This is a genomic window from Agrobacterium albertimagni AOL15 (genome assembly GCF_000300855.1).
Classification (GTDB): Bacteria; Pseudomonadota; Alphaproteobacteria; order Rhizobiales; family Rhizobiaceae; genus Allorhizobium; species Allorhizobium albertimagni.
Window position 1 is genome coordinate 47,348 of record NZ_ALJF01000013.1, and the last position, 24,548, is coordinate 71,895.

Consider the following 24,548-nt stretch of genomic DNA (forward strand, 5'->3'; position numbering starts at 1 on the left):
ATCCGCCTGGTCTAGCGAGCGGACGGAATGGGCTCCCGGACGATGTGGCCGGGCGCGGGCATCCGGAAAAGGCCTCGCGAACGGGGTCGCGTCAGTCCCCGTCGATCGCTTCGAGATGCCCCTTCAGCCGCTTGAGGCTGTCGCGCAGGCTCTCGATCTCGGAGATGTCGCAGCCGATCTGGTTGCCGATCGTCGAGAAGACTTCGAGCGCGCGCGCCTTGAGGGCCCGCCCTTCCTCCGTCAGCGTGATGAACACCACGCGTTCGTCGGCCGCATCCCGGCGGCGCGACACGTAAGAGATCTGCTCGAGCCGCTTCAGGAGCGGTGACAGCGTGCCGGAATCGAGCCCGACCTTTTCACCCAGCGCCTTCACCGAGATGTCGTCTTCCTCCCACAGCGCCATCATCACCACATATTGCGGATAGGTCAGCCCGAGCGGGGAAAGCAGCGGCTTGTAGGCACGCGTAAAGGCGTGCGCTGCGCCGTAAAGCGCAAAGCACAGCTGCTTGTCCAGCCTCAATTCCTTTTCGAGTGTTTCGTCGTCCATGGCCCTTGATGAACCCCTTTCGGCATCTATTGTTTCGATAGTGGCCAATACAGGCGCACATTTCAATGCGCAAAAAACAATTGCGCGCAATTCAATTGTGTACTATATAGAAAATCACCAACCGCAAAACAAGGAGAAGACCCAATGGCTATTCTTTACACCGCACACGGACATGCCACCGGCGGCCGCTCAGGTCATGGCGCCTCCGACAATGGCGTGCTCGATGTCACGCTGACCACCCCGAAGGAACTCGGCGGCGACGGCGCGACCGGCACCAATCCCGAGCAGCTCTTCGCGGTCGGCTATTCCGCCTGCTTCCTCGGCGCTCTCAAGGCCGTTGCCGGCAAGGAAAAGGTCAAGATCCCGGAAAATGCCAAGGTTCATGCTGATGTCGGCATCGGCCCGCGCGAGGATGGCACCGGCTTCGGCATCGAAGTGAAGCTCTCGGTCGAGATCCCCGGCATGGAGCGCGAACTGGCCGAGAAGCTGGTTGCTGCAGCCCACATCGTCTGCCCTTACAGCCACGCCTTGCGCACCTCGACGGAAGTTCCGGTCTCGGTCATCTGATCGGCACACCGCCGACCCTATGCATCCACCGTCCGAAGGCCGGCCTCGCGCCGGCCTTTTTCCTGTGCGAGCGTCCGTCATTGGTGTTGGCATGGATCGCCGTTTCCGCAGGTGGTCAGCGCCCGCGCGGTCATAAGCATCAGGCGGAGGAGGGGAACCCTTTGCCCTTGTTCCCGGTTCGACCTTTATACCAACAACCGAGGACGAAACCATGCAAACCACCACAGCCAATGCAATCTATGAGGATCACCGTCTGTCGCCGGATCTGCCGGTCGAGGAAGCCACGCGTCACGAGATCCGTCACCGATACCCGGCATCCGCCTTCCGCGGCCCGCTTTTCGAAGGTCGTGACCGGATCGCGCTTGTCATGGCGACTGTCATGCTGATCGGCCCGCTGGTCGCCCTTCCGCTCGGTCTCGGCTGAGGTAGCCGTCAGGCACTGATCTCGATCATGCCCCGACGAAGGATCGAGGGGTCGGCCTGCATGCCGGCCTCGATCTCGCCGTGCAGGTCTATCCAGATCGGCACAGCGCTTGACAGCGTGCGCGCGCCCTCGGCGGTCAGCCGCAGGCGCTTGCCGCGCTTGTCCTTCGGGTCGGGCTCGATTGACACCCAACCGCGTGCCGAAAGCGGCTTCAACGCTGCCGTCAGCGTGGTCCGGTCCATCGCCAGAAGCTTGGCCACCGGCCCCATGGGCGGCGGCTCCGGGCGGTTCAGCGCCATCATCAGGGAAAATTGCTGATTGGTGAGCCCGACGGGCTTCAGCGCCAGATCGAAGCGGCGGGCAAGTGCCCGCGCTGCTCGCTGGGCATGCAGGCAAAGACAGTTATCTCGGACATGGATGATGGTTGCATAGGGAATCAGGGGCATGTTTGACATGGACCGAATATGTTGATATCAACGTAAATGTCAAGAGGAGGAACAGCAAAATGGAATATTCGGTTGTTTCGCGGGAGGAGTGGCTGGAGGCCCGCAAATCCCTGCTGCAGCAGGAGAAGGAGCTGACCCGTCAGCGCGACCGGGTAAACGCCGCCCGCCTCGCCTTGCCCTGGGTGCGCGTGGAGAAGGATTACCGCTTCCGGTCATCCACGGGCGAAAAGACGCTTGCCGATCTCTTCGACGGGCGCAGCCAGCTGATGATCAACCATTTCATGTTTCATCCAGATTGGGAGGCAGGCTGCGAGGGCTGCTCCTTCTTCGCCGATCATATCGATGGCATGCTGCCGCATCTCAACAATCACGACGTCACCTTCGTCACCGTCTCCCGTGCGCCGCTTGAGAAGATCGAAGCCTACAAGCGGCGCATGAACTGGCATTTCCCCTGGGTCTCGTCCGCAGGCAGTGATTTCAACTACGACTTCCACGTCTCCTTCACCAAGGAGGAGCTCGCCTCCGGCTCGGTGAACTATAATTTCCGCCAGACGCCGAGCGACCGCGCTTTCGACGAACTTCCGGGCCTGTCTGCCTTCTATCGCAACGACAAGGGCGAGATCTTCCATACCTATTCGCAATATGCCCGGGGCGGGGAGGAGGCTCTCGGCACGCTGATGATCCTCGATCATGCGCCGCTCGGCCGCAACGAAACGGGCACGCTGAGCTTCGTCAAGCGCAAGGATGAATACGCTGAGAAGCCGGTCGAGATGGCTGGTTGCTGCCACTGAGGAGGATGTCATGGAATTTCCAAAACCCAGCGAACATCACCATGTCCTCGACCGGCTGGTTGGCGACTGGCTGTTCGTGACCTCGACCGGCATGGATGGCTACGACCCCGACGATCCCGAAAAACGCTGGACCGAAAAGGTCCGCTCCATCGGAGGCCTCTGGGTGGTCGCGGAAGGTGAGGGCGGCATGGGTGCGAAGGGTGATCGCGCCACCATGATCATGACCCTCGGCTACGATCCCCGCGAGGGCCATTATGTCGGCAGCTGGATCGGCTCGATGATGGACAAGTTCTGGGTCTACAAGGGCTGGCTGGAAGACAGTGGGCAGACGCTGGTGCTTGAGGCCGAGGGGCCGAGCATGCAGGATCCGTCGCGCACCGAGACCTATCGTGACGTCATCCATTTCATCGATGACGACACCCGAACCTTCTCGGGCAGCGTCCGCCAGCCCGACGGCAGCTTTCACATTTTCATGACCAGCGAAGCAAAACGCATCGGCTGATCGCCGACAGATTTGGAGAGGGACTGCGCATGCATGGCACATTCATCTGGCACGAGCTGATGACCCCCGATCCGGCCGCGGCCAAGGCCTTTTATGGCCCGCTGCTCGGCTGGGAGCCGACCGATATGCAGATGGAAGGCTTCACCTACACCTCGTTCGCGGTCCCCGGCTTCCCGTTCGGCGTCGCCGGCATGATGGCGCTGACGGAAGACATGAAAGGGCAGGGCATCCCGCCGAACTGGACCGGTTACATCGGCGTCGATGACGTCGACCAGACGGCGGCCGACTATGCGGCGAATGGCGGCACGATCTGCCGCCCCGCTGAAGATATCCCAGGCGTTGGACGATTCGCAGTGGTCGCGGACCCGCAGGGCGCCATCCTTTGCATCATGACGCCGAAGATGGAAGATGGCTCCGAAGGCAGCTGGCCAACCCCGGGCAGTGTGGGCACGGTCGGCTGGAATGAGCTGATGGCCGGCGACTGGGAAAAGGTCTGGGATTTCTATGCCGCCCGATTTGGCTGGGAAAAGGACATGGCCGTCGACATGGATGCCATGGGTACCTATCAGACCTTCAAGCTCGGCGACCGTGGCATCGGCGGTATGATGACCAAGCGACCGGAAATGCCGATGCCCTATTGGGGCTTCTATTTCATCGTCCCGGCCATCGACGCGGCGATCGAAAAGGTGAAGTCACTCGGTGGAGAGCTTCTGATGGGCCCGCATCAGGTCCCCGGCGGTTCCTGGATTGCGGCCTGCCAGGACCCGCAAGGCGCCTACTTCAATCTGACGTCAGCAGAGAAATGACATGAAAGAAGCCGGAGCCGCGTCAAGCGGGCTCCGGCTTCTTTCGAATTCGACAGTTGCCGTCGTGGGTGCCGGCCTCAGCCGCGCTTCACGGCCTTTTTCACCGCACGCTTCTTCGGTGCGGGTGCCTGCTCGGCTTCGAGCGCTTCCCGTTGCATGCGCAGCGCCTTCAACGTTTCCGTCTTGCGTTCGCGCGCGGTCGCTTCCTGAGCGATCAGCGAGCGGGCAACGCTGTCGGTCGTGGCGGCCTTGTCCTGCGGGGAAACCTTTTCGGGCTTGAAGAAGGTCTCTTTGGTGGCGGTCATGTCCGGATCCTTCCTGCAGCCTGGCTGCCTGTCTCGGCATGTCTTGTCCCTGCCCGTGTCGCAATCTGCATTGCGCCTTCGTGGCGGGGAGGGCGGGTCCGCGCGCCCGAGGGCGCACGGATCATGTCGTCATTAGCGCGTACGCACTGCCTTCTTCGGAGCCGGCAGAAGGCCTTCGCGCTGCATCTTCTTGCGCGCGAGCTTGCGCTGACGGCGAACGGCTTCAGCCTTTTCGCGGACGCGCTTCTCAGACGGCTTTTCAAAGGCGCTGCGGGCCTTCATCTCGCGGAAGAGACCTTCGCGCTGCATCTTCTTCTTCAGCACGCGGAGTGCTTGGTCGACATTGTTGTCACGAACGAGTACTTGCACGGTCGTTTCCTTTCCGGGCTTTGATGCCCGCTTGTTTTCGAGTTTCGAAGGAGGGGATACGACAGGCTAACGCGCCATGCCCCGGCGAAGATCCCGACAAAATCGGGCAAAGATATGGATCGCGGCTGAAGGCTTCGATCACGGGATAAACAAAAAAGGCCGGGCGGAACCCGACCTTCCCTCGCCACTCAGCCCCATCTGCCGGTACATCCGTGGTCAGTGGGGCGAGCGACAGATTATTAAGCGGCGCGCAGGTTGTCGGCCGAGCTCTTGCCCGAACGCTTGTCCTGAACGATGTCGTAGCCGATCTTCTGGCCTTCGACGAGGTCGCGCATGCCGGCGCGCTGAACTGCAGAGATGTGGACGAACACGTCGGCAGAGCCTTCATCCGGCTGGATGAAACCAAAACCCTTGGTGCTGTTGAACCACTTTACGGTACCTGTGTTCATAACGATTTCCTTTCAATCGTTGGGCTTGCCGCCGAGACATTCGACGGCTGGTATATCGACGTTGAAGGAAATCTGGCGTGCGCAAAAAGCGCGTAGACAAAGTCGCTCGCAATCTTCGATGTCGGCAATATAGGGAAATGCTCGCGCCGATACAAGCAAAAACCGGAAAAACCGCTGTTTCGAGACTCGGCCGAAGGCAGGAATCTCGACAAAAGTTTATGAAATCGTTGCGGAAATTGAGTTTTGCACCGCGGCGAAAAAATGATGCGGCAAGGGGCGAAACGCGGCATTTCAATATTTCTTCATCATATCGTGAAGGATTGATATTTTTTCATCGCCGCAGGCCGGTCCACGCAAAAACAGTACGACTATCTTGACCTTGTCTTGCTACGACATCGCGCCGGCCGCGGCTCGAAAACCGCGGTCCGTCACGTCTCGTCACTCATCAACGGACCCTTCGGATGAACAAGTTTCTCGCCGCAACCGCAATCCTCCTGATCACCGCATCCACCGCCTTTGCAGGCACTTTCACCTTCCCCTCCGATGAACCGGCAGCCATCGTCGATATCCCGGATGAATGGCAGCCGACCGAGACCGATTACGGCGTCGAGGCAAACTCTCCCGATGCCGGCACCTACATTTCCTTCGACGTCGCGGGCGCCGAGGACATGGACCAGGTGATGACCGATGTCTTCGCCTTCCTCGAGGAAAACGGTGTCGTGCCCGATCCGGCGTCTCAGAAAGAATCAAAGGACCAGCTGAACGGCATGCCGTTCGAGACCATCGACTGGAAGGGCACGGACAAGGACGGTCCCGTCTCGATCGGCGTGGGCATCATTGGCCTTTCCGACGAAAAGATCGCTATCGTCACCTATTGGGCTTCCACGGAAACCGAAGCCGAGAACATGCCCGAAGTCGGCAAGATCCTTGCGACACTGAAGCCGGCCGGCTGATTGGCGCCGATCGTCTCGTGCCAGAAAACCAGCGTCCCGGTTCTTGAGCGCTCCGGGGCGCCTCACCGTAAGCCCGGCGAAATGCCGCAGCCAGACAAGCCACAGAGTTCCATGGCGACAAGGCCCCCATGATCTGCTAGGAGGACGCACCCGTTCCAGGAGTGACGGGCGATCTCTAAGTCACGAAAGCCAGCCGACCATGACCATTGCTGCGGGCCTCTCCTTCGGATGCCCCGTGTCGCGCGCCCCGATATTGGGCGTATTCAGCCTCTCCGCCTTTTCCGACCAAAACAAGATTTCGGAGGCCGGCCTGTGAGTGCTGCATTCGATTACCGCGACGATCAAATCCTCGAAGATCAGACGCCCGATGCCAAGGCCTGGCTGAAAATCGTCAACACCTATCGCAAGCCGGACCTGACGCGCTCGAGCTTCGAGCTTGGCATCACGCTTGTGCCTTTCGTGCTGCTTTGGCTCGGTGCCTGGGCAAGCTTCGAATATTCCTTCTGGCCGGGCCTCGTGCTTGTGGTGCCGGCAGCCGCCTTCCTTCTGCGCCTCTTCATCATCCAGCATGACTGCGGCCATGGCGCCTTCTTCGCCCGCCGCTCGGTGGATGACTGGACCGGCCGCCTGCTGGGTGTCCTGACCTTCACGCCTTACGACTACTGGCGCCGGGCCCATGCCGAACACCATGCGACCGCCGGCAATCTCGAGGAACGCGGCGTCGGCGACATCACCACGCTGACCGTTGCCGAATACAAGGCCCTGTCCCCGATGGGCCGTCTCGGCTACCGCCTCTATCGCAATCCGGTCGTGCTTTTCGGCATCGGCCCGATCTGGGTCTTCCTGCTGAAGCAGCGTCTGCCCTTCGGCATGATGAAGGACGGGGCTCTGCCCTGGGTCTCCACTATGGCGACGAATGCCGGCATGGCGATCACGGCAGCGCTGATGATCTGGCTTGCCGGTCTCGACGCCTTCCTCGTGGTGCACCTGCCGATCGTCCTGCTTGCCGGCGCCCTCGGTATCTGGCTCTTCTACGTCCAGCACCAGTTCGAAGACACCCATTGGTCGAACCCTCCGGAATGGCAGTTCCAGCACGCGGCCCTTCACGGCGCCTCGCATTACGATCTGCCCTGGGGCCTGCGCTGGCTGACCGGCCATATCGGCGTGCACCATGTGCATCATCTGTCGAGCAAGATCCCCTTCTACCGCCTGCCAGAAGTCCTGCGCGACCACCCGGAGCTGAAGACCATCAGCCGCATCACGCTGAAGGAAAGCTTCGCCTGCGTGAAACTCGTCCTCTGGGACGAAGCCCGCGGCCGCCTGGTGTCCTTCCGCGAAGCAAGGCGGATGGCCGTCGTCGCCTGATCTTTGCACGATAGCTTCCAAATCCATGCGCCCGTTGCTCAACCGAGCAGCGGGCGTTTTCGTTTCGACGGTGAAAACGGTGGCCTTGGCTCAACCTTGCCCGCCCGTCTCCCAGCCCGCCACCCAGAGCTTGCGCAGCCGGTGGCCCTCGCGGCGGAAATGGTCATCTGTCGGTCGGCAGTCCCTGATCCGGTCGACCCGAAAATTGCGGATGGCCTCACGCAACTCGCACCAGCCGACGACGACTTCGGCCTCGGCATAATGGATGACGGCGATCGGCCGGATTCGCCGCCTCGTCGCCTGCTGCTGCTCGTTGACGTAATCGATATCAAGCTTTTCCTCGTCGCGGATGGCGCGGCGGATCATCGAGAAGTCGATCGCTTCGGGGGCTTCAGCCACCCGACCCCAGGCATAGAGCGAGCGTGAGACGATCGCCTCGCGCAATGGCCCCGGCACAGCAGCGGCGATCTTGTCGAGAACCCGGGCCGAGGCCTCGCGCAGCTCCCGGTCCGCCGTGCGTTTCGTCAGCGCCATGCCGAGCACGATCGCCTCGGTCTCTTCGGCCGTGAACATCAAGGGGGGCAGGTGAAAGCCGGGCCTGAGGATATAGCCGATCCCGCGCTCGCCTTCGATCGGCACGCGCATCGCCTGGAGGGCCGCGATGTCGCGATAGATCGAGCGCTGCGTGACCTCCAGTTTTTCCGCAATCTGCTGCGCGGTTATCGGGTGGTCGGCGAGCCTCAAGATCTGGATGATCTCGAACAGCCGGGAAGCCTTGCGCATGTGATCCCCCGTCGCAACTGACACAGCTCTGTCAGTTGGCTCTCTGTATAGCACGTCCCAACAGGCTGAAAACAGGCGCAAAACCTGGATCGGTCATCCCCCTCACAGCACGGGCAACTGACATGACCTACGCCGAAAACCTTGGGCTCTTCACGCTGCTTCTGGCCGGCATCATCACCGTGCCTGGCATGGACATGATCTTCGTCACCGCCAACGCCTTGACCGGCGGTCGCCGGGCCGGGGTGGCCGCAACCTCCGGCATCATGCTCGGCGGCGCCTTTCACACGCTGTTCGGCACGGTCGCGGTCGCGACCCTCTCCACGCTGGTTCCGCAACTCGCCGGTCCCATGCTGGTGATCGGCGCAGCCTATATGATCTGGATCGGCTACACGCTTGCCAGAAGCGCCATCGTCATCGACGACATCGAGGCATCAAGGCTGCATCGAACGGCCCGCATCTTCACCCAGGGGCTGATCACCTGCCTCATCAATCCGAAAGCTTGGCTCTTCATCCTCGCCGTTTACCCGCAGTTCATGCGGCCCGAATACGGCCCCTTCTGGCGTCAGGCTCTCGTCATGGGCGCGCTCACCCTGCTTCTCCAGGCAACCGTCTATGGCGGTCTCGCGCTCGCCGCCGCCAAGGGCCGCGACGCGCTCACCTCGAAGCCGCAGGTGACCATTTGGATTGGCCGCGCCGCCGGCTGGCTGCTGGTCGCGGTGGCGGTGCTGATGCTCGTCGAGGGCTGGCGGAGTTGGTGATGGCCTGGAAGGGGCGGTGGCTGGGCCTCACAGCCCCACCGCCTTGCGCAGCGCCTCGTTCATCCGCGACTGCCAGCCGTCCCCGGTTGCCTTGAAGCGATCGATCACCTCCTGGTCGAGCCTTATGCTGATCGCCTTTTTCGGGCTCTCCGCCTTCGGCCGGCCGAGCTTGCGGTCGATCGCCTCGGCGATATCCGGATAGACCTCGCGGAAGGGGCGGAGTTCCGCGATTTCGGCCTCGCTCATCTCGGGATTGTCGCCGACCTCATTCCAGTCGGTACGCGTATACCCACGGCCCTCACGAAAGCCATCCGCCACAGGCTTGGTCTTCTTCATCGTAGAGCCCTCCTTTCGGCAGCATTTGCTGGGCGCATCGAAATGACGGACAGCCCTTCCGTTCCAAGGCGAACAAAGATGACTGCCACCGTTCCATCTGCCAAACGACCGACGGCCTGCAGCCTGCCTCTCTTGGCTGGTCGGATCAGGGCGCGCTGGAAGAACTCAAGCGACAGGTCGGAAAAATCCAGCCCATGCTTGTCGATATTCGCGAGCCGCTTCGGTTCGTCCCAGACGATGATCATAGTTTATGTATATACGGAAATTGCGCAAGCCGGCATCCTGCGATTTGTGGGGCTTTTCGCTCAGCCCCGCTGTGGCAACAGGATCACGGCTGCACCGACAAGGCAGATTGCAGCACCCGTAAGGTCGAAGCGATCAGGCCGCTGCCCCTCGATCAGCCACAGCCAGGCGAGTGACGCGGCGATATAGACACCGCCATAGGCCGCATAGGCCCGGCCCGCCGCATCAGAAGGCACGAGTGTCAACAGCCAGGCGAAGAGGGCGAGCGAGACGAGGCCGGGCGCCAGCCAGAGCGGCGAGCGGTCGAGTTTCAGCCAGGCCCAGAAGGCGAAGCATCCGGCGATTTCGGCAAGCGCGGCGAGGGGATAGATCAGCAGGGTCATGACGCCATCCTGCCATCTCGTGAAGGAGGGCGAAAGGGCGGAGTCCCAAGGCTCAGGCGGATCGGCCCTGCAGGTTCAGCACGTGACAGACGCGCGGCAGAAGCTCGGCTTCCTTCGGGACGCAGACGAAGAAGCCCTGCACGCTGTCGAAGCCGAGCTGCACGGCGATTTCCATCTGGTCTTCGTTCTCGACGCCGGCTGCCGTGACGATCATGCCGAGATCATGGCCAAGCGCGATCACATGGCGCACGATTGCCTTGTCGACGGCATTGGTGAGCGCGCTGCGCATCAGCGAATGGTCGATCTTCAGGCGCCGGAAGCTATGGTTGCGCAGCGCCGCAAGCCCGGCATGGGTCGCGCCGAAATTGTCCATGGCGAGCGAAAACCCGCAATAATGCAGGGCTTCGAGCGCAAGGCTCACCGGCTTTGCCAGCGGGCCGTAAAAGGCCGGCTCCGCCACCTCGATCTCCAGCATGTCGGGTGCCAGGCCGAAACCCTGCACCATGTCGGTGAGCCGCAGGGCAAAATCGCCGGCACAAAGGTCGAAGGCCGTGGCATTGACGCTGATGCGGCCCATGTCGTGGCCCTCGGCCCGCCAGCGCGCCGCCTGGCGCAGCGTCGTCGACAGCACGAAGTCGCGGATCGACAGCGACAGCATGGGATCCCGGAACACCGAGCGGAAGTCCTGTGCGACCGCCAGTCGACCAGGCGCAACACGCCAGCGCAGCAGTGTTTCGACACTGTCCACTTCCCGGTTGTCGACGGAATAGATCGGTTGATAGGTGAGCTCGAAGCGTCCGCGTTCCAGCGCGCGCTTTGCATTGTTGACCAGAACGACGTGATCCAGACTGCTGTCCAAGCTCGACCCCATGAATTCCCGGAGAGAGGTCCGCGAATTGTATCAATGTCCAGTATACATCAGGGATGGTTGCACGGAAGTGAACAAAAACCCGCCGATAACGGCGAGCTTTCGTCACTCAGTTCTTGTGGCGTGCGAGAAAAATGCAAGCCTTCACCGTCTAAGACTGCCGAGGATCCCGCGCACCAGAGCCCGGCCGACCGACGTCGCAACGGAGCGCGCCGCACTCTTCATCGCCGCTTCGATCACCGTCTCGCGCTGATAGCCGCCGGTGCGTTTCGTCGTCGTCGTCCGGCCGCTCGGCTTCTCCTCGGGCTCGTCACCGAAGCCTGGCAAGGTCCAGCGCCCGGCAGCGCTGTCGCCGCCCTTCGCCTTTTCCTCCACCGCGCGCCGCGCAGCCTCGGCCTCTGCGGCCTTCTTCGCCCGGGCATTGAGGATCTCGTAAGCGGATTCCGAATCGAGATCCACGTCGTATTCCCCGGCCACGGGCGAGAGGTTCATCACCTTCTGCCGCGTGGCGTCGTCGATCGGCCCCACCTTGCCGGAGGGCGGGCGGATCAGCGTGCGCTCGACCATGGAGGGAATGCCCTTCGCCTCCAGCGTCGAGACCAGCGCCTCACCGATGCCAAGCTGGGTGATCGCGGTGGCGCAATCGAAGGCCGGGTTTGGCCGGAAGGTATCAGCCGCCGTCTTCACCGCCTTCTGCTCCCTCGGCGTATAGGCGCGCAGCGCATGCTGCACGCGGTTGCCGAGCTGGGCGAGCACCGTCTCCGGCACGTCGAGCGGGTTCTGCGTGACGAAATAGACGCCCACCCCCTTGGAGCGGATCAGCCGAACCACCTGCTCGACGCGCTCGATCAAGACCTTTGGCGCGTCGTTGAAGAGGAGATGTGCCTCGTCGAAGAAGAAGACCAGCTTCGGCTTGTCGATATCGCCCACCTCGGGCAGTTCCTCGAAGAGTTCCGAGAGCAGCCAGAGCAGGAAGGTCGCGTAAAGCCTGGGGTTCATCATCAGCTTGTCTGCGGCCAGAATCGAGATCGCGCCGCGTCCGTCATGGGTGGTGCGCATGATGTCGGTCACCTTCAGCGCCGGCTCGCCGAAGAAATTCTCCGCGCCCTGCTGCTCGAGGATTAGAAGCCCGCGCTGCAGCGTGGCGATCGAGGCCTTGGAGATCAGGCCGAACTGGCTGGAAAGCTCGGTGGCATGCTCGGCCATATAGCTGAGCAGCGCCTGCAGGTCCTTGAGGTCCATCAGCGGCAACCCGCCTTCGTCGGCGATCTTGAAGGCGATGTTGAGCGCGCCTTCCTGGGCCTCCGAAGCATTCATCAGGCGCGACAGGAGCAGCGGTCCCATCTCGGCCACCGTGGTGCGCACCCGGTGGCCCTTCTCGCCATAGAGATCCCAGAAGATCACGGGGAATTCGGCCGGCGCATAATCGGTAAAGCCGATCTGCTCTGCCCGCTGCGTGATCCAGTCCTTCGGCTCGCCCATGGCGGCAATGCCGGAAAGATCGCCCTTGATGTCGGAGGCAAAGACCGGAACGCCGGCCTCGGAAAAGCTCTCGGCCAGCACCTGCAGCGTGACCGTTTTGCCGGTGCCCGTCGCGCCGGTGACGATGCCGTGGCGGTTGCCGTATTTCAGCGCCAGATATTCGGCCTTGTTTAGGCTGTCGTCCGGATGGCGGCTGGTGCCGAGATAGAGCGAACCTTCTTGCAGCATGCGGACGTTTCTCCCATCGTCATCAGGACTTCAGCTTGCTCTTATAGGAGGAGTGTGGAACATCGACAACGGTCGGATGTCTCACCTTGGTACGGTCATTGTCGTCCAGGGGCTCGGCGGTGCTCTGCAGAAGCTGCCCTTTCCCCGGCAAATTTTGCCGCGCCACAGCCGGACCGCTTGAGTTCGGAATGAACATCCATTACGTTGACGTTAACGTCAAAATCGCCTCAGGAGGACTTCGAAGATGAGCGAAATCGTCACCCGCATCGCCGACAATGTCGGCATTTCCCAGGAAAAGGCCGAAACGGCCCTCGGCATGATGCTCGGCTTCCTGCAGCGCGAAGCAGCCGACGGCCCGGTCGCCCGCATGATCGAAGCGATCCCCGGTGCGGCTGAACTGGTCGCCAAGCACAATGGCGAAGGGTCTGGCGGCGGCCTGCTCGGCGGCCTGATGAGCGCCATCGGCGGCGGCGGCATCATGGGCCTCGGCCAGCAGTTGATGTCGCAAGGCCTCGGCATGGGCGAAATCTCCACCCTCGCCAAGGAAACCATGGCCGTCGCCCGCGAATACGCCGGCGCCGACGTGGTCGACGAAGTCGTCGCCTCGGTCCCGGGCTTGAGCCAGTTCGTCTGATCGATCTTCCGTCAGAAAATGCGTCATCAACCGCCGGGTGCAGATCCGGCGGTTTTTTTATGGCTCTGCGACATGGCGGATTGTTCCACCCATGGAACAAGGGTTAACATCGGCGCAGCGGGCGCATGGGAGAGGGGCTGCCATCAGTTCATACCCCTCAAAAATGGTGGTGGCCTTGTCTGGCAGGCTTTCTGAGAAAATCGGAATTCAACCTTTTTTGGGTCCGTTGGCCCGATTTCCCGCTTAACGTTTGTCATTTATGGCAAAGCACAGGCTCCCATTTAGCAGGCGTTAACATAACGCAGGTTTGATTGACGCATAGATCCACGCCTGGGGGCCAAGATGCTGTCGAACTACCTGAACGCGAATAAGCTTGCCGATGACATGAGGGCGATTTCCACGGCACAGGCGATGATCTCGTTCTCGCCGGACGGCACCATCCTTCACGCCAACGAGAATTTCCTGAAGACGCTCGGCTACAGCCTGGACGAGATCGTCGGCAAGCATCACCGCATGTTCTGCGAGGAAGCGATCCGCACTTCTCCGGACTATCAGCGTTTCTGGTCGGAACTTGCCGCCGGCCGCTTCCAGAGCGGCCAGTTCCGCCGCCAGAGCAAGTCGGGCGACGATGTCTGGATCGAGGCGACCTATAATCCGGTCTTCAGCGGCGGCCGTGTGGTGCGCATCCTGAAGATCGCCTCCGACATCACGACAAGCAAGATCGCCTCCCTGCACGACGGCAATCGGCTGCGGGCGATCGATCAGTCCCAGGCGATCATCGAATTCGAGATCGACGGCACCATCGTCCAGGCAAACGACAATTTCCTGAAAGCCATGGGTTATGAAGCAGCCGAGATCGTCGGCAAGCATCACCGCATGTTCTGCGATCCGGCCTATGGTGAGACCACCGAATATGCCCAGTTCTGGGAGCGTCTGCGCGCCGGCGAGTTCATCTCGTCCAATTTCGTCCGTTACGGCAAGGGTGGCCGCGAGGTCTGGATCCAGGCGGCCTACACGCCCGTCTTCAATTCGCGCGGCAAGGTCTACAAGGTGATCAAGGTCGCCACGGACATCAGCCCACGCATGCGCGCCGTCAAGATCATCGGCCAGGCCATCAAGCGCCTTGCCGATGGCGACCTCACCGTGCGTCTGCACGAGCCGCTCGATGCCGTCCTGGAAGCGACAAGGCTCGACGTCAACACGGCTGCCCAGGCGCTGGACGACACCATGACCGGCATCGTCCGGGCGGCCCAGGCGCTGTCGGAAAATGCAGCCGTGATCAGCGACGTGTCGAACAGCATCGCTGCAAACGGTGAACGCCAGGCCGCGACGGTCGAGCAGACGGCAGCGGCTCTCGAAGAAATCAACCGCACGGTCAAGGATACGACCAGCCGCACCCTTGCCACCACCCGCCTCGTCAGCGAGACGCGCGCCAATGCCGAGGCGTCGGGCACCGTCGTCACCCAGGCGACATCCGCCATGGACGAGATCGCGGGCTCTTCGCGCGAGATCGAAAACATCATCGGCGTGATCGACGAGATCGCCTTCCAGACCAATCTTCTGGCGCTCAATGCGGGCGTCGAGGCAGCAAGAGCAGGCGAGGCCGGCAAGGGTTTCGCCGTCGTTGCCCAGGAGGTCCGCGAACTCGCCCAGCGCTCGGCAAGCGCTGCCAAGGACATCAAGGGCCTGATCGCCAAGTCTGCGAATGCCGTCAGCCACGGCGTAGCCCTCGTCGACAAGACCGGCCACGCGTTGGAATCGATCGTCAATCAGGTCCAGGAAATCGACGGCAATGTCGATGCCATCTCCATCTCTGCCCGCGATCAGGCGCAAGGGATCGGCGAGATCAACAGCTCGATCAACATGCTCGACAAGGTGACGCAACAGAGTGCCGCCACCGTCGAAGAAGCAAGTGCCGCCGCCAATTCCCTCGCCGACGGCGCCCGCGACCTCTACGGCCTCGTCTCCCGCTTCCAGACATCGGCGCTGAAACCAGGACAGGTTCAGCACGCCATGGGCAGGGCCGCCTGAGGGCTGAAGTAAACTTCGCGGATCGGGCAGGCGTGCGAAAAATGTTGGTGGCTCTTCCCGGGCCTATCCCTGAACATCCTTCCACCAAATGATTAGGTCAACGGGCCAGCCGCAGCATCAGCGCGGTTGGCCTTTTTCAGTTGCATTCTTCCGGTCGCACATTCTTGGCGTTTATCAAATTTAGCAGTGGCGCGCGGGTAAATTTAGTAAACATTAATTTTCGGGTGCTTTGGTATATTCATTGAATCTCGAGAGGCACGAACATGCTGACGGACTACCTGCACGCGACCAAACTTGCCGATGACATGAGAGCCCTCTCCAATGCGCAGGCCATGATCTGGTTTGCGCCCGATGGCACGATTGTCAATGCCAACGAAAACTTTCTGAAAACGCTGGGCTACCGCTTGGATGAGATCGTCGGCAAGCATCACCGGATCTTCTGCGAAGACGCGATCCGCCAGTCGCCGGACTATCAGCGCTTCTGGTCTGAGTTGGCCGCGGGTCGGTTTCAGGCTGGCCAGTTCCGCCGCCAGAGCAAGGCTGGCGAGGACGTCTGGATCGAGGCGACCTACAATCCGGTCTTCCATGGCGGCCGGGTTGTGCGCGTCCTGAAGATCGCGTCGGATATCACCACGACCAAAATCGGCGCCCTCCACGACAACAATCGTCTGCGCGCGATCGATCAGTCTCAAGCCATCATCGAGTTCGAACCCGACGGCACGATCGTCGAGGCCAACGACAACTTCCTGGCAGCCATGGGTTATGATCGCTCGGAGGTCATCGGCAAGCATCACAGCATGTTCTGTGAACCCACCTATGCGCGCACATCCGATTACGCCCAGTTCTGGGAAAACCTCCGCGCCGGTGAATTCCTGGCGTCCAACTTCGTCCGCTACGGCAAAGGCGGACGCGAGGTCTGGATTCAGGCAGCCTACACGCCTGTGTTCAATTCGCGCGGCAAGGTCTATCGGGTGATCAAGGTCGCCACCGATATCAGCGGTCGCATGAAGGCCGTGAAGATCATCGGCGCTGCGATCAAGCGGCTTGCCGAAGGCGATCTGACCGTGCGCCTCAACGAACCGCTCGATGCGGTCTTGGAAGCGACGAGACTGGATGTCAACATTGCCGCTCATGCGCTTGATGAGACCTTGAGCGGCATTGTTTATGCCGTTCAGGCTCTGTCGGCCAATGCCAACGTGATCAATGACATCGCCGACGGTATTGCGACGAATGGTGAACGTCAGGCGGCCACGGTCGAGGAGACCGCTGCGGCCCTCGACGAGATCACGACCACGATCAAGGATACGACGGGCCGGACACAGGCGACCACACAGCTGGTCGGCGAGATGCGCTCCAATGCGGAAGGCTCTGGTCTCGTCGTCAAGGAGGCGACGGCTGCCATGGGTGAGATCGCCAGTTCCTCCAGGGAAATCGAGAACATCATCGGTGTCATCGACGAGATTGCCTTCCAGACCAACCTGCTGGCCCTCAATGCCGGCGTCGAGGCTGCAAGGGCCGGGGAAGCCGGCAAGGGTTTCGCCGTCGTCGCCCAGGAAGTGCGCGAACTCGCCCAGCGCTCGGCCAGTGCTGCCAAGGATATCAAGGCCCTCATCGCCAAAGCGTCCGGTGCCGTACAACACGGTGTCAGCCTCGTCGACAAGACCGGACAAGCCCTGCAGTCCATCGTCAACCAGGTCCAGGAAATTGATACGAATGTTGACGCGATCGCTATTGCTGCCCGTGAGCAGTCGCAGGGGATCAGCGAAATCAACGGAGCCATCAACACGCTCGACAAGGTGACCCAGCAGAGTGCGGCGACCGGCGAGGAAGCCAGTGCCACGGCAGCCTCCCTCTCGGAGAGCGCCCGGGAACTCTACACCATGGTCTCCCGCTTCCAGACCACGGGCGCGAAAGGCGCGCAGTCGCAGCACGCGGTCAGCCGAGCGGCCTGACCGGCTGCGGCCGGGTGGTCCGCCTCACATCACCTCATGCGGCGTGGCAATCGCCACCCGCGATGGTGCCACCTGGAAATCTCGGGGCAGCATGCGGTGATGCGCCATCATCATCTGGCAGGCGCTTCGGGCGTCCTGGCGAAGGTCGTGATGGATGACGAAGGTGAGGCGCCCCTCGGCCAAAAGCGCCCTGTTATCGGCATCGAGGTCATGGGCGGCAAACACGTCGATCCGGCGCTTCTCCTCCGCAAAGGCGCGCAGGATCGCCCGGTTGCCGCCGCCGATCGAATAGACGGCGCGGATCTCGGGATGGCTGACAACCGCCGCCTTCACCAGCCGCTCCGTCGTGCGGTCGACGCCAAACCCCTCTGAAATCGTCACGATGCCAAGATGCGGCGCGTCCTTTTCAAGTGCGTCGCGAAAGCCGCGCTCGCGTTCCTCTTCGCCTGAAAATCGCGCACTCGATAGTGTGACCAGCACCTTGCCCTGAGCCGGCCCCGCCATGCGCGCGAGCAGATAGGCGGCCGTCGACCCCGCCACCCGATTGTCCATGCCGACATAACCCTGCCGCACCGTGGCGGGCAGATCGGTCACCAACGTTACCACAGGAATGCCGCTTGCCATCAATTCGGCTGCCATCGCCGCGATCGCCGGCGTCGAGGGCACCTTGACGACGACGCCATGGCTGCCGCGCCGACGGATGCGCTTGAGGATGGCGAGGAGATCGCGCTCCTCCATCGTCTCGGCCACGTGAAAGCGCGCCGATAGCGAAGCCGGCCGCATGCCCGGCAGCTCGGCTTCGAAGGCCGCGCGCACGGCATTCGAAAATCGCTGCGGTGTTTCCATGACGACGTCGATGACGAGACGCCGCCCGCCGATACGTGCCTCGGCATATTGCCGCTCGAGTTCGGCGATCGCCGCCTCGACGCGAAGTCCCGTCGCTTTTGCCACATGCCCGCGTCCATGCAGCGCCCGATCGACGGTGGCGAGACTGAGGCCCGATTGCAGGGCGATGTCCTTGAGCGGAAAGGGCGGACGCATGGCTTCGGCCTTGAGGTGTTTTTGAGGTGTTTTGCCGCTCATCTCTCGCCCGTCGTCTGACTATGGTCAAGCGGGATGAGGGTTTCGGGAGGAAATCATGGACCAGAGAACATTGACCAGCCGCCGTCGCGACAAGGTCTGGCTCGACAGTCAGGCCGGTGACATCGAGACTTTCAAGGTATTGGTGGCGCAAAAGACCAGGCGCGAAGACTGGCCATTGTCAGCCGGCGTCGAGAAGAACGTGCTCCTCTATGACGGATCGGCCGTGCGCGACATCGCCCGCGATCCGGAAGCCCGCCGCGAATTGATGGCCGAATGGGTCGAAGCCTTTACGACCGGCCCCGGCGTCATCGTCATCAAAAATGCCATTGCCGACCTGTCGGTCGTCGATCGCGCCACCGAGGTCTTCAACGCCATCGTCAAGGCCGAGAAGGAAGGCGGCAAGGCCGCCGCCGACCACTTCGCCAAACCCGGCGCCAATGACCGCATCTGGAATTCGCTGCAGAAACACGCGCTCGCCGACCCCGACAATTTCGCCCGCTATTATGCCTCGGACGCGATCGCCATGGCCTCGGAAGCCTGGCTCGGCCGCGGCTATCAGATGACGGCGCAGATGAACCGGGTGAACCCCGGCGGCAAGGCGCAGGTCCCGCATCGCGACTATCACCTCGGCTTCATGTCGCCAGAGCAGATGCAGGCCTATCCGGGCCATATCCACGCGGTCTCGCCACTGCTGACGCTGCAGGGCGCGGTCGCCCATTGCGACATGCCGGTCGAAAGTGGCCCGACACTCTTCCTGCCCTATTCGCAGAGTTTCTTTGAAGGTTACCTCGCTTTCGGCCGGCCGGAATTCCAGGCTGTGTTCGCCGAGAGCCACGTGCAGCTGCCGCTGTCGAAGGGCGACGCCGTCTTCTTCAACCCGGCCCTGATGCACGGCGCCGGCAACAATGTGTCTGATGATATCTGGCGCATGGCAAACCTCCTGCAGGTCTCCTCCGCCTTCGGCCGCGCCATGGAAAGCGTTGACCGCGACGCCATGTGCAAGGCCGTCTATCCCGCGCTTCTGGCTGCCCGCACATCGGGCGCGCTCACCGCGGCCGAAATTGAGAATGCCATTGCGGCCACGGCGGAAGGTTATGCCTTCCCGACCAATCTCGACAGCGATCCGCCGGTCGGTGGCCTTGCGCCGAAGACGCAGAACACCATGATGGCGGAAGCGCTCGAGGCGGGCATGGAACCGGAGGCCTTCGCAGCGCTCGTCGAGACACAGGCTGCCAAGCGCAGGGCATGAGGACCAAAATGGGAAGACTGGACAACAAGATCGCTGTCGTTACCGGCGGCACGCAAGGCTTGGGCGCGGAAGTCGCGCGGCTCTTTGCCGAGCGCGGAGCAAAGGGCCTCGTCATCTGCGGTCGCAGTCGCGACAAGGGTGAGGCAAAGGCCCGTGAGATCACCGAGCGCTACGGCACCCCGGTGCATTTCGTCTCGGCCGATCTCGGCGAGGTCGCTGATTGCCGCCGGGTGATTGCCGCGGCCGACGAAAAATTCGGCCGCATTGATTCCCTCGTCAATGTCGCCGCCATCACCGATCGCGGCACGATCCTCGACACCGACGAAGCGCTGTTCGACCGCATGTTCGCGATCAACACCCGCGCGCCCTTTTTCCTCATCCAGGATGCGGTGAAGCTGATGCTGCGCGACGGTGTCGAGGGCACGATCGTCAACATCTCCTCCATGTCATCGATGGCTGGCCAGCCCTTCATTGCCGCCTATTGCGCCTCCAAGGGCGCGCTCGACACGCTGACCCGCAATGTCGCCTTCGGCCTCCTGAAAAACCGCATCCGCTGCAATGCGCTGAACATCGGCTGGATGGCAAGCGACGGCGAAGACCGCATCCAGCGGGAATATCATGGCGCGCCCGCCGACTGGCTGGAGCAAGCCGCCGCCCGCCAGCCCTTTGGCCGCCTCGTCGATCCGGCCGAGGTCGCCCGCGCCTGCGCCTATCTGTCGTCGGAGGAGAGCGGCCTGATGACGGGTGCCACGATCAATTTCGACCAGTCGATCTGGGGCGCCTATGAGGACAGCCCGCACCCGAAGGAAAAAATGACGCTCTGAGGGGAGGCGAGGGAAGTCGCGGAACCCCCGACGCGGCTTCCCTCACAGGCTGAACCGGATCACATAGCGCGTCCCGCCATCGATCTCGCGGGTCATTTCACCGCCCACCTGCACGACAAAGGCATCGACGAGACGGGTGCCCGAGCGGCGCGTGGTCTCCTCATCAATGCCGACGCCGTCATCGGCGATGGTGAGACTGGCCCGGCCGTCGTTTTCCGCTGTCAGCGTCAGGCGGATCGTACCGCGCTCCCGGCCGGCAAAGGCATGCTTCACCGCATTGGTCACCAGTTCCAGCGTTGCAAGCGCCAGCGGCGATGCCCGGTCGGCAGGCAGGAGGATGCCGCTCGGCAGAACGGCGTCGAGCGTGATGTGACGATCTTCCGGCACCAAGGTCGCCGGATCGCAGGCGCGGGTCAGAAGCTCGCCGAGATCGATCTTCTCGCCATGGCTGGAGCGATAGAGCAGGTCATGCACTTCGGCCAGCGCCCTGACCCGCATCTGCAGTGCCTGCACGTCGACACTGCCGCGCCTTGCCTGCATGTTGATGAGGCTCGTCACCAGCGCGAGATTGTTCTTGATCCGATGGTTCATCTCGCGCACGAGTTCGGCCCGTTGATGCGCGAGGTTTTCCGCTTCGGCCCGCTTCAGCGCCTGCCGGTCGCTCTCGCGTTGAACCAGCATGCTGCGTCTCGCAAGCGACGTCGCAACCAGCGTGAAGGCGCTGATCGCGAGCATCAGCAGCCAGACGGGCAAGACGCTGCGGATGGTGGCCGCACGAATGCCGTCGATCGGCACGCCGAAATTGGCGACGAGCGGAATGCCACCGAGCCGGCTGAAGGCGTAAATGCGCCGGATACCGTCGGAGATCGCCAGCGCCTCGTAGACACCTTCATTGCTGATCGCCATGTTCTGCCGCGCCGGGGTGTCGGGTGCAAGAACGATCGGCTCGGCCGGGACCTGGCGAACCAGGAGCTTGCCATCGTCGCGGGTAAGGGAAGCTGCCTCATTCTCCTGTGCCGCGACATCGCGCAGGAAGGTGCGGCTGGTGTCGGTTGCGATCGACGAGACGATCATGCCGCGGAAATCATTGGTGACGAAGGGTGTCGCGACAATGATCGCGTCCTCGCCGCCCGGCTCCAGCTTGATCCGATCGATGAAGAGCCGACTGCCACCCCTGATCGCGTCGATGTAGTCGCGAGACCCCATCACCATGTCGACCGGAAAGGCACGGCTCGAAGCGAGCATTCGCCCCTCGTCGCTGATCACCACCAGTCCGAAATTGTCCGGTTGGCGGCTGTCAAGCCCGGCGAGAAAGCTGTGAAAGGCCTCCGAGCGCAGGAAGTCTGCCGGCTCATCGTTGACACGGCTGCGGGCCGCACCATGCTTGATGAGCTCGGTCTCGATCAGGCGTTGGGAATATTGGCGGACAAGGGTGACGCTGTCGACCGCATGATCGGTCGCGATCGCCTTCTGCTCCTGCCAGGCGATGCCGCCCCAGATCAGTCCACCCACGACCGGGATCAGGACACTCCCGATTTGAATGGTCCGGAACCAGCGTAACACCATATCGGGACCCCAGACTGCCAAGCCGTGCGCCCTTTCGAAGTTGTGTCGAAAAATGTTCAAGGCTGTCCTTATAGAGCAGTTTGGAACCATCATTGCAACACGATGACCTGCCCCTGGAACCAGTTTTGCCACCGCAAGTCGGAACGAAGCGATCACATGCCCGTTCGGCAGAGAGGACAAGCCTGAACCTAATCCCCGAATACAATCATGGAGGAAGTCGATGACCTCAGACGGCGAAAACCATCGCGAGGAAGGCGTTCGCAAGCTCGCTGAGCCCGCCGGCACCGCGATCCGCCCCGACGCACGCCGCGAGGCGAACCGGCTGGGCTCCGACACCTATCTGGTCGATCAGGACATGGAAGACAGTGATCAGCGCGAGGGTCAGGATGGCCCGGACGGCCGCCCATCGCCGCTCGCCAATGCCGATAATCCGGAGCGCTGAGCGTCTGATGTGACGCCGGAGCGGTGCATGCGGCTTCCGCGGCATGCACCGCGCTGATCACATCTTTTCATCCTCCCCGCCATCCGTCTTGCCCCGATGCAGGCTCTGCGTCCCGCGTTCCCCCTGCCAGGGCCAGCGACCGGAAATCTCGACCTCCAGCGACAGGCTGAGGAAGGTCCTGATGATGACGATCACGCCGAGCACCAACACGGAATCGAGGCTCGGCTCCACCGCCACCGTGTTGATGATATCGCCGGCCACCATCAGCTCGAGCCCGAGCAGGATGGCCCGTCCCATGCCGGCCCTCAGATCTCCATAGGCATTCAGGCCGCGCGGGCTTTTCAGATATGCAAATCCCGAGACCGCGATGCCGATGACGATGACTGCAACGCCGACCCTTCGATCACCCGGGTGATGATGTGCATGATGCTGACGAAATCCATGGCTCCGGCTCCCCTTTGATCCGGGTGCAACGTTCCCCCATCCGATCGGTTTCCACAATCGCCAACAGGTCACGGCACCTTTCGCCGTGTCGCGCGTTGATGAGACGAACACCGTCCATCTCGAGAAGCAGGGAGACCCCGATGCAGGATTTCGATCTCAGCGCCATGACCGAGGACGAACTCGACCGGTTGATTGCGGATGCGACCCGCGAACGCGAAACGCGCAGCAACCCGGATGAACGCAAGGCCGATGCCGATGGCGTCCGCGGTCAGGACGTCAACGACCCCAAGCACGGCGCCATCACCACGCCCGCCCCGCATCAGGTCCGCGAACATGGCCCCGAGGGTCTGGAGCCCGGCGCACGCGTTGAAGGAAGCCGCGTGATCGATGCCGATGAAGCCGCCGGCACAGATATCGAGCACGCCGCCCGCCGCGTCGTCTGACCAGAACCGTCTGATATAGTTTCGATGGCCCGCCCCCGGCCATCCGGCCGCCATGCATCGCCCCCCGGATGCATGGCGGCCCTTCTTTTTGGCCATACGGTTCCGAAGCCGTCGCGTGTCCAGCCTGAGAGACTGAAGCCAGAAACCTACGCCGACCAACTCCGCCCGCCACGTTGCCAGCCGGAACTCGCCGCGCTAGACCGGGCCGGTGATCACCGCTTTCGCCGCCTATACAGCACTTTTCCTGGCAGCTTTCCTCGCCGCGACCATTGTCCCGGCGCAGTCCGAGGCCGTAATGGTCGGCCTGATCCTCGCCAAAGAGCAGCCTGTTGTCCTGCTGCTCCTCGTCGCAACGGGAGGCAATGTGCTCGGCTCGGTCGTCAACTGGCTGCTCGGCCGCTTTATCGAGCATTTCCGCGACCGTCCCTGGTTTCCCGTCTCCGAACAGAAGCTCGCCCGTGCCGAAGCCTGGTACCGCCGCTTCGGCATCTGGTCGCTGCTACTCTCCTGGGTGCCGGTCATCGGCGATCCCTTGACGGTCGTCGCCGGCCTCCTGCGCACGCCCTTCGCAACCTTCCTGATCCTCGTCACCATCGCCAAGGCCGGGCGTTATGCCGTGCTCGCCGCACTCACCCTCGGTTTGATGTGATTGCCGGACCGTGATCGAGGAGAGACTTAAAGGCCCTTCTGGGAGAAACTCGAGGCTCTGTGGCCTGTCCGCCAATGGGTGAGGATACGCTCGACATTGCTCTCGATGTCGGCCGTCGAGTCGATCTCAAGATCGTAGATTTTGCCGTTATGGATCGTTTCGAAATCTATCTTCGCGCTTCCAATGGGTCGGTCAGCTCGCAGCCTCTCGCGTTCGACAAGCAGGTCCACGGGGCAGTGGACTGCAACGAAGAGCACGTCGTGACCGGCGAAGAAACGGGTTAGCGTCTCCAGCCAGCCGTCTTTGTCCAGGATGTGTTCGAGAATGAGATTGTTGCCGGCATCGGCATAGGCTTTCAGCGAGGCGTGGAAGGCGTCGAAAAACGCGGCCCTCGCATCCGCCCAGCGGAAGTCACCCCTCTTGAACCGGGCGGTTGGAAGGACGCCGGCATCCCGCAAATGATCGATTGAGATGTGCCAGAAGGGCGCCTCGATGCGGTCTTGAAGTGCCTTGGCGATCGTCGATTTGCCGCTGCTCGACGCGCCATGCAGGAAGATGATGCACGCCATGTCCCGATCCTTGCTTCAAGCCGAAGGGTCGACTCGCCGCGCGAGGGTCCGTCGTCC

31 protein-coding genes are annotated in these 24,548 nt (G+C 62.2%); 16 read left to right on the forward strand and 15 right to left on the reverse strand.

From position 1 onward, the window contains the following. Positions 1-91: 91 nt before the first annotated feature. A complete protein-coding gene (locus tag QWE_RS15790) occupies positions 92-547 on the reverse strand; it encodes a MarR family winged helix-turn-helix transcriptional regulator (RefSeq protein WP_006727156.1) in 456 nt (151 codons plus the stop codon). Positions 548-691: 144 nt separating this feature from the next. Here QWE_RS15790 and QWE_RS15795 point away from each other — a divergent pair, with 144 nt between their 5' ends. Both QWE_RS15795 and QWE_RS15800 read left to right on the forward strand, forming a co-directional pair. Next, positions 692-1,114 (forward strand): organic hydroperoxide resistance protein, encoded by a 423-nt coding sequence (locus QWE_RS15795; protein WP_006727157.1) that lies wholly within the window; start codon positions 692-694, stop codon positions 1,112-1,114. A gap of 211 nt (positions 1,115-1,325) precedes the next feature. Beyond that, positions 1,326-1,538: a hypothetical protein gene (locus QWE_RS15800; RefSeq protein WP_006727158.1), complete on the forward strand. Its 213-nt coding sequence runs from the start codon at positions 1,326-1,328 to the stop codon at positions 1,536-1,538. An 8-nt stretch (positions 1,539-1,546) separates the two neighbouring features. On the opposite strand, the gene QWE_RS15805 is transcribed toward QWE_RS15800, so the two are convergent. Next, complete coding sequence (locus QWE_RS15805) at positions 1,547-1,993, reverse strand: MarR family winged helix-turn-helix transcriptional regulator (protein ID WP_006727159.1); 447 nt, start codon at positions 1,991-1,993, stop codon at positions 1,547-1,549. Positions 1,994-2,043: 50 nt separating this feature from the next. Between QWE_RS15805 and QWE_RS15810 the strand changes: the two genes are divergently transcribed. Genes QWE_RS15810 through QWE_RS15820 form a run of 3 tightly spaced genes read left to right on the forward strand, consistent with a single transcriptional unit; the run spans position 2,044 to position 4,083 of the window. Beyond that, positions 2,044-2,775, forward strand: coding sequence for a DUF899 domain-containing protein (locus tag QWE_RS15810; RefSeq protein WP_006727160.1), 732 nt, complete (start codon positions 2,044-2,046; stop codon positions 2,773-2,775). A 10-nt stretch (positions 2,776-2,785) separates the two neighbouring features. Beyond that, positions 2,786-3,277 (forward strand): DUF1579 domain-containing protein, encoded by a 492-nt coding sequence (locus tag QWE_RS15815; RefSeq protein ID WP_006727161.1) that lies wholly within the window; start codon positions 2,786-2,788, stop codon positions 3,275-3,277. Between the two features lie 29 nt (positions 3,278-3,306). Beyond that, positions 3,307-4,083 carry a VOC family protein gene (locus tag QWE_RS15820; protein WP_006727162.1) on the forward strand — a complete coding sequence of 259 codons (777 nt, stop codon included), beginning with the start codon at positions 3,307-3,309 and terminating at the stop codon, positions 4,081-4,083. A gap of 77 nt (positions 4,084-4,160) precedes the next feature. On the opposite strand, the gene QWE_RS15825 is transcribed toward QWE_RS15820, so the two are convergent. From QWE_RS15825 to QWE_RS15835, 3 genes are all read right to left on the reverse strand, one after another. Continuing rightward, complete coding sequence (locus QWE_RS15825) at positions 4,161-4,388, reverse strand: hypothetical protein (protein ID WP_006727163.1); 228 nt, start codon at positions 4,386-4,388, stop codon at positions 4,161-4,163. 132 nt (positions 4,389-4,520) lie between these two features. Beyond that, on the reverse strand, positions 4,521-4,757 hold the full coding sequence (gene rpsU / locus QWE_RS15830) for a 30S ribosomal protein S21 (protein WP_006727164.1): 237 nt from the start codon (positions 4,755-4,757) through the stop codon (positions 4,521-4,523). A 239-nt stretch (positions 4,758-4,996) separates the two neighbouring features. Further along, positions 4,997-5,206, reverse strand: a complete 210-nt coding sequence (locus QWE_RS15835) for a cold-shock protein (RefSeq protein ID WP_006727165.1) — start codon at positions 5,204-5,206, stop codon at positions 4,997-4,999. A gap of 461 nt (positions 5,207-5,667) precedes the next feature. Between QWE_RS15835 and QWE_RS15840 the strand changes: the two genes are divergently transcribed. Then, positions 5,668-6,159 carry a hypothetical protein gene (locus QWE_RS15840; protein ID WP_006727166.1) on the forward strand — a complete coding sequence of 164 codons (492 nt, stop codon included), beginning with the start codon at positions 5,668-5,670 and terminating at the stop codon, positions 6,157-6,159. A 312-nt stretch (positions 6,160-6,471) separates the two neighbouring features. Beyond that, positions 6,472-7,524, forward strand: a complete 1,053-nt coding sequence (locus tag QWE_RS15845; protein WP_006727167.1) for a fatty acid desaturase — start codon at positions 6,472-6,474, stop codon at positions 7,522-7,524. A 90-nt stretch (positions 7,525-7,614) separates the two neighbouring features. Here the strand turns inward: QWE_RS15845 and QWE_RS15850 are convergent, their stop codons facing one another. Beyond that, a complete protein-coding gene (locus QWE_RS15850) occupies positions 7,615-8,307 on the reverse strand; it encodes a helix-turn-helix transcriptional regulator (RefSeq protein ID WP_006727168.1) in 693 nt (230 codons plus the stop codon). Positions 8,308-8,429: 122 nt separating this feature from the next. Here QWE_RS15850 and QWE_RS15855 point away from each other — a divergent pair, with 122 nt between their 5' ends. Beyond that, on the forward strand, positions 8,430-9,065 hold the full coding sequence (locus tag QWE_RS15855; protein WP_006727169.1) for a LysE family translocator: 636 nt from the start codon (positions 8,430-8,432) through the stop codon (positions 9,063-9,065). Positions 9,066-9,092: 27 nt separating this feature from the next. Here the strand turns inward: QWE_RS15855 and QWE_RS15860 are convergent, their stop codons facing one another. The 5 genes from QWE_RS15860 to QWE_RS15880 form a co-directional block, all read right to left on the reverse strand. Then, positions 9,093-9,401: a BrnA antitoxin family protein gene (locus QWE_RS15860; protein ID WP_006727170.1), complete on the reverse strand. Its 309-nt coding sequence runs from the start codon at positions 9,399-9,401 to the stop codon at positions 9,093-9,095. Next, entirely contained in the window at positions 9,398-9,646 is a 249-nt protein-coding gene (locus QWE_RS15865) for a BrnT family toxin (RefSeq protein ID WP_006727171.1), read from the reverse strand. The genes QWE_RS15860 and QWE_RS15865 overlap by 4 nt, the downstream gene beginning before the upstream one ends. A gap of 60 nt (positions 9,647-9,706) precedes the next feature. Continuing rightward, on the reverse strand, positions 9,707-10,027 hold the full coding sequence (locus QWE_RS15870) for a YnfA family protein (protein ID WP_006727172.1): 321 nt from the start codon (positions 10,025-10,027) through the stop codon (positions 9,707-9,709). Between the two features lie 52 nt (positions 10,028-10,079). Further along, entirely contained in the window at positions 10,080-10,886 is an 807-nt protein-coding gene (locus QWE_RS15875) for an EAL domain-containing protein (protein WP_100220940.1), read from the reverse strand. A 153-nt stretch (positions 10,887-11,039) separates the two neighbouring features. After that, entirely contained in the window at positions 11,040-12,605 is a 1,566-nt protein-coding gene (locus QWE_RS15880; RefSeq protein WP_006727174.1) for a helicase HerA-like C-terminal domain-containing protein, read from the reverse strand. A 244-nt stretch (positions 12,606-12,849) separates the two neighbouring features. Between QWE_RS15880 and QWE_RS15885 the strand changes: the two genes are divergently transcribed. The 3 genes from QWE_RS15885 (at position 12,850) to QWE_RS25915 (ending at position 17,222) form a co-directional block, all read left to right on the forward strand. Next, positions 12,850-13,239 carry a DUF2780 domain-containing protein gene (locus QWE_RS15885; RefSeq protein WP_006727175.1) on the forward strand — a complete coding sequence of 130 codons (390 nt, stop codon included), beginning with the start codon at positions 12,850-12,852 and terminating at the stop codon, positions 13,237-13,239. Between the two features lie 342 nt (positions 13,240-13,581). Continuing rightward, entirely contained in the window at positions 13,582-15,270 is a 1,689-nt protein-coding gene (locus QWE_RS15890; RefSeq protein ID WP_006727176.1) for a methyl-accepting chemotaxis protein, read from the forward strand. 263 nt (positions 15,271-15,533) lie between these two features. Continuing rightward, positions 15,534-17,222 (forward strand): methyl-accepting chemotaxis protein, encoded by a 1,689-nt coding sequence (locus tag QWE_RS25915; RefSeq protein ID WP_006727177.1) that lies wholly within the window; start codon positions 15,534-15,536, stop codon positions 17,220-17,222. A 24-nt stretch (positions 17,223-17,246) separates the two neighbouring features. Here QWE_RS25915 and QWE_RS15900 read toward each other — a convergent pair whose 3' ends face one another. Then, entirely contained in the window at positions 17,247-18,305 is a 1,059-nt protein-coding gene (locus tag QWE_RS15900) for a LacI family DNA-binding transcriptional regulator (protein ID WP_006727178.1), read from the reverse strand. A gap of 55 nt (positions 18,306-18,360) precedes the next feature. Between QWE_RS15900 and QWE_RS15905 the strand changes: the two genes are divergently transcribed. Together QWE_RS15905 and QWE_RS15910 are read left to right on the forward strand one after the other, a co-directional pair. Next, a complete protein-coding gene (locus QWE_RS15905; RefSeq protein ID WP_006727179.1) occupies positions 18,361-19,554 on the forward strand; it encodes a phytanoyl-CoA dioxygenase family protein in 1,194 nt (397 codons plus the stop codon). After that, positions 19,551-20,378, forward strand: coding sequence for an SDR family oxidoreductase (locus tag QWE_RS15910; protein WP_040300422.1), 828 nt, complete (start codon positions 19,551-19,553; stop codon positions 20,376-20,378). Before QWE_RS15905 ends, QWE_RS15910 begins: the two co-directional genes overlap by 4 nt. A 42-nt stretch (positions 20,379-20,420) precedes the next feature. Here QWE_RS15910 and QWE_RS24475 read toward each other — a convergent pair whose 3' ends face one another. Further along, entirely contained in the window at positions 20,421-21,944 is a 1,524-nt protein-coding gene (locus tag QWE_RS24475) for a sensor histidine kinase (RefSeq protein WP_052018210.1), read from the reverse strand. 220 nt (positions 21,945-22,164) lie between these two features. Here QWE_RS24475 and QWE_RS15920 point away from each other — a divergent pair, with 220 nt between their 5' ends. Next, the gene (locus tag QWE_RS15920; RefSeq protein ID WP_006727182.1) at positions 22,165-22,386 is read left to right on the forward strand and encodes a hypothetical protein; all 222 of its coding nucleotides are present in this window, start codon (positions 22,165-22,167) and stop codon (positions 22,384-22,386) included. Between the two features lie 57 nt (positions 22,387-22,443). Here QWE_RS15920 and QWE_RS25790 read toward each other — a convergent pair whose 3' ends face one another. Continuing rightward, entirely contained in the window at positions 22,444-22,683 is a 240-nt protein-coding gene (locus QWE_RS25790) for a DUF1622 domain-containing protein (protein WP_240532568.1), read from the reverse strand. Between the two features lie 287 nt (positions 22,684-22,970). Here QWE_RS25790 and QWE_RS15930 point away from each other — a divergent pair, with 287 nt between their 5' ends. Then, a complete protein-coding gene (locus tag QWE_RS15930) occupies positions 22,971-23,273 on the forward strand; it encodes a hypothetical protein (protein ID WP_006727184.1) in 303 nt (100 codons plus the stop codon). A 211-nt stretch (positions 23,274-23,484) separates the two neighbouring features. After that, a complete protein-coding gene (locus QWE_RS15935; RefSeq protein WP_040300509.1) occupies positions 23,485-23,922 on the forward strand; it encodes a YqaA family protein in 438 nt (145 codons plus the stop codon). 26 nt (positions 23,923-23,948) lie between these two features. Here the strand turns inward: QWE_RS15935 and QWE_RS15940 are convergent, their stop codons facing one another. Next, positions 23,949-24,491 carry a chloramphenicol phosphotransferase CPT family protein gene (locus QWE_RS15940; RefSeq protein WP_006727186.1) on the reverse strand — a complete coding sequence of 181 codons (543 nt, stop codon included), beginning with the start codon at positions 24,489-24,491 and terminating at the stop codon, positions 23,949-23,951. Positions 24,492-24,548 lie beyond the last annotated feature (57 nt).

What these genes read in the sequence shown, in the direction of transcription:
- QWE_RS15790 (WP_006727156.1), bottom strand. Translation starts at nt 547, where the DNA reads ATGGACGACGAAACACTCGAAAAGGAATTGAGGCTGGACAAGCAGCTG.
- QWE_RS15795 (WP_006727157.1), top strand. Translation starts at nt 692, where the DNA reads ATGGCTATTCTTTACACCGCACACGGACATGCCACCGGCGGCCGCTCA.
- QWE_RS15800 (WP_006727158.1), top strand. Translation starts at nt 1,326, where the DNA reads ATGCAAACCACCACAGCCAATGCAATCTATGAGGATCACCGTCTGTCG.
- QWE_RS15805 (WP_006727159.1), bottom strand. Translation starts at nt 1,993, where the DNA reads ATGTCAAACATGCCCCTGATTCCCTATGCAACCATCATCCATGTCCGA.
- QWE_RS15810 (WP_006727160.1), top strand. Translation starts at nt 2,044, where the DNA reads ATGGAATATTCGGTTGTTTCGCGGGAGGAGTGGCTGGAGGCCCGCAAA.
- QWE_RS15815 (WP_006727161.1), top strand. Translation starts at nt 2,786, where the DNA reads ATGGAATTTCCAAAACCCAGCGAACATCACCATGTCCTCGACCGGCTG.
- QWE_RS15820 (WP_006727162.1), top strand. Translation starts at nt 3,307, where the DNA reads ATGCATGGCACATTCATCTGGCACGAGCTGATGACCCCCGATCCGGCC.
- QWE_RS15825 (WP_006727163.1), bottom strand. Translation starts at nt 4,388, where the DNA reads ATGACCGCCACCAAAGAGACCTTCTTCAAGCCCGAAAAGGTTTCCCCG.
- QWE_RS15835 (WP_006727165.1), bottom strand. Translation starts at nt 5,206, where the DNA reads ATGAACACAGGTACCGTAAAGTGGTTCAACAGCACCAAGGGTTTTGGT.
- QWE_RS15840 (WP_006727166.1), top strand. Translation starts at nt 5,668, where the DNA reads ATGAACAAGTTTCTCGCCGCAACCGCAATCCTCCTGATCACCGCATCC.
- QWE_RS15850 (WP_006727168.1), bottom strand. Translation starts at nt 8,307, where the DNA reads ATGCGCAAGGCTTCCCGGCTGTTCGAGATCATCCAGATCTTGAGGCTC.
- QWE_RS15855 (WP_006727169.1), top strand. Translation starts at nt 8,430, where the DNA reads ATGACCTACGCCGAAAACCTTGGGCTCTTCACGCTGCTTCTGGCCGGC.
- QWE_RS15860 (WP_006727170.1), bottom strand. Translation starts at nt 9,401, where the DNA reads ATGAAGAAGACCAAGCCTGTGGCGGATGGCTTTCGTGAGGGCCGTGGG.
- QWE_RS15865 (WP_006727171.1), bottom strand. Translation starts at nt 9,646, where the DNA reads ATGATCATCGTCTGGGACGAACCGAAGCGGCTCGCGAATATCGACAAG.
- QWE_RS15870 (WP_006727172.1), bottom strand. Translation starts at nt 10,027, where the DNA reads ATGACCCTGCTGATCTATCCCCTCGCCGCGCTTGCCGAAATCGCCGGA.
- QWE_RS15880 (WP_006727174.1), bottom strand. Translation starts at nt 12,605, where the DNA reads ATGCTGCAAGAAGGTTCGCTCTATCTCGGCACCAGCCGCCATCCGGAC.
- QWE_RS15885 (WP_006727175.1), top strand. Translation starts at nt 12,850, where the DNA reads ATGAGCGAAATCGTCACCCGCATCGCCGACAATGTCGGCATTTCCCAG.
- QWE_RS15890 (WP_006727176.1), top strand. Translation starts at nt 13,582, where the DNA reads ATGCTGTCGAACTACCTGAACGCGAATAAGCTTGCCGATGACATGAGG.
- QWE_RS25915 (WP_006727177.1), top strand. Translation starts at nt 15,534, where the DNA reads ATGCTGACGGACTACCTGCACGCGACCAAACTTGCCGATGACATGAGA.
- QWE_RS15900 (WP_006727178.1), bottom strand. Translation starts at nt 18,305, where the DNA reads ATGAGCGGCAAAACACCTCAAAAACACCTCAAGGCCGAAGCCATGCGT.
- QWE_RS15905 (WP_006727179.1), top strand. Translation starts at nt 18,361, where the DNA reads ATGGACCAGAGAACATTGACCAGCCGCCGTCGCGACAAGGTCTGGCTC.
- QWE_RS15910 (WP_040300422.1), top strand. Translation starts at nt 19,551, where the DNA reads ATGAGGACCAAAATGGGAAGACTGGACAACAAGATCGCTGTCGTTACC.
- QWE_RS24475 (WP_052018210.1), bottom strand. Translation starts at nt 21,944, where the DNA reads ATGGTGTTACGCTGGTTCCGGACCATTCAAATCGGGAGTGTCCTGATC.
- QWE_RS15920 (WP_006727182.1), top strand. Translation starts at nt 22,165, where the DNA reads ATGACCTCAGACGGCGAAAACCATCGCGAGGAAGGCGTTCGCAAGCTC.
- QWE_RS25790 (WP_240532568.1), bottom strand. Translation starts at nt 22,683, where the DNA reads ATGGGACGGGCCATCCTGCTCGGGCTCGAGCTGATGGTGGCCGGCGAT.
- QWE_RS15930 (WP_006727184.1), top strand. Translation starts at nt 22,971, where the DNA reads ATGCAGGATTTCGATCTCAGCGCCATGACCGAGGACGAACTCGACCGG.
- QWE_RS15940 (WP_006727186.1), bottom strand. Translation starts at nt 24,491, where the DNA reads ATGGCGTGCATCATCTTCCTGCATGGCGCGTCGAGCAGCGGCAAATCG.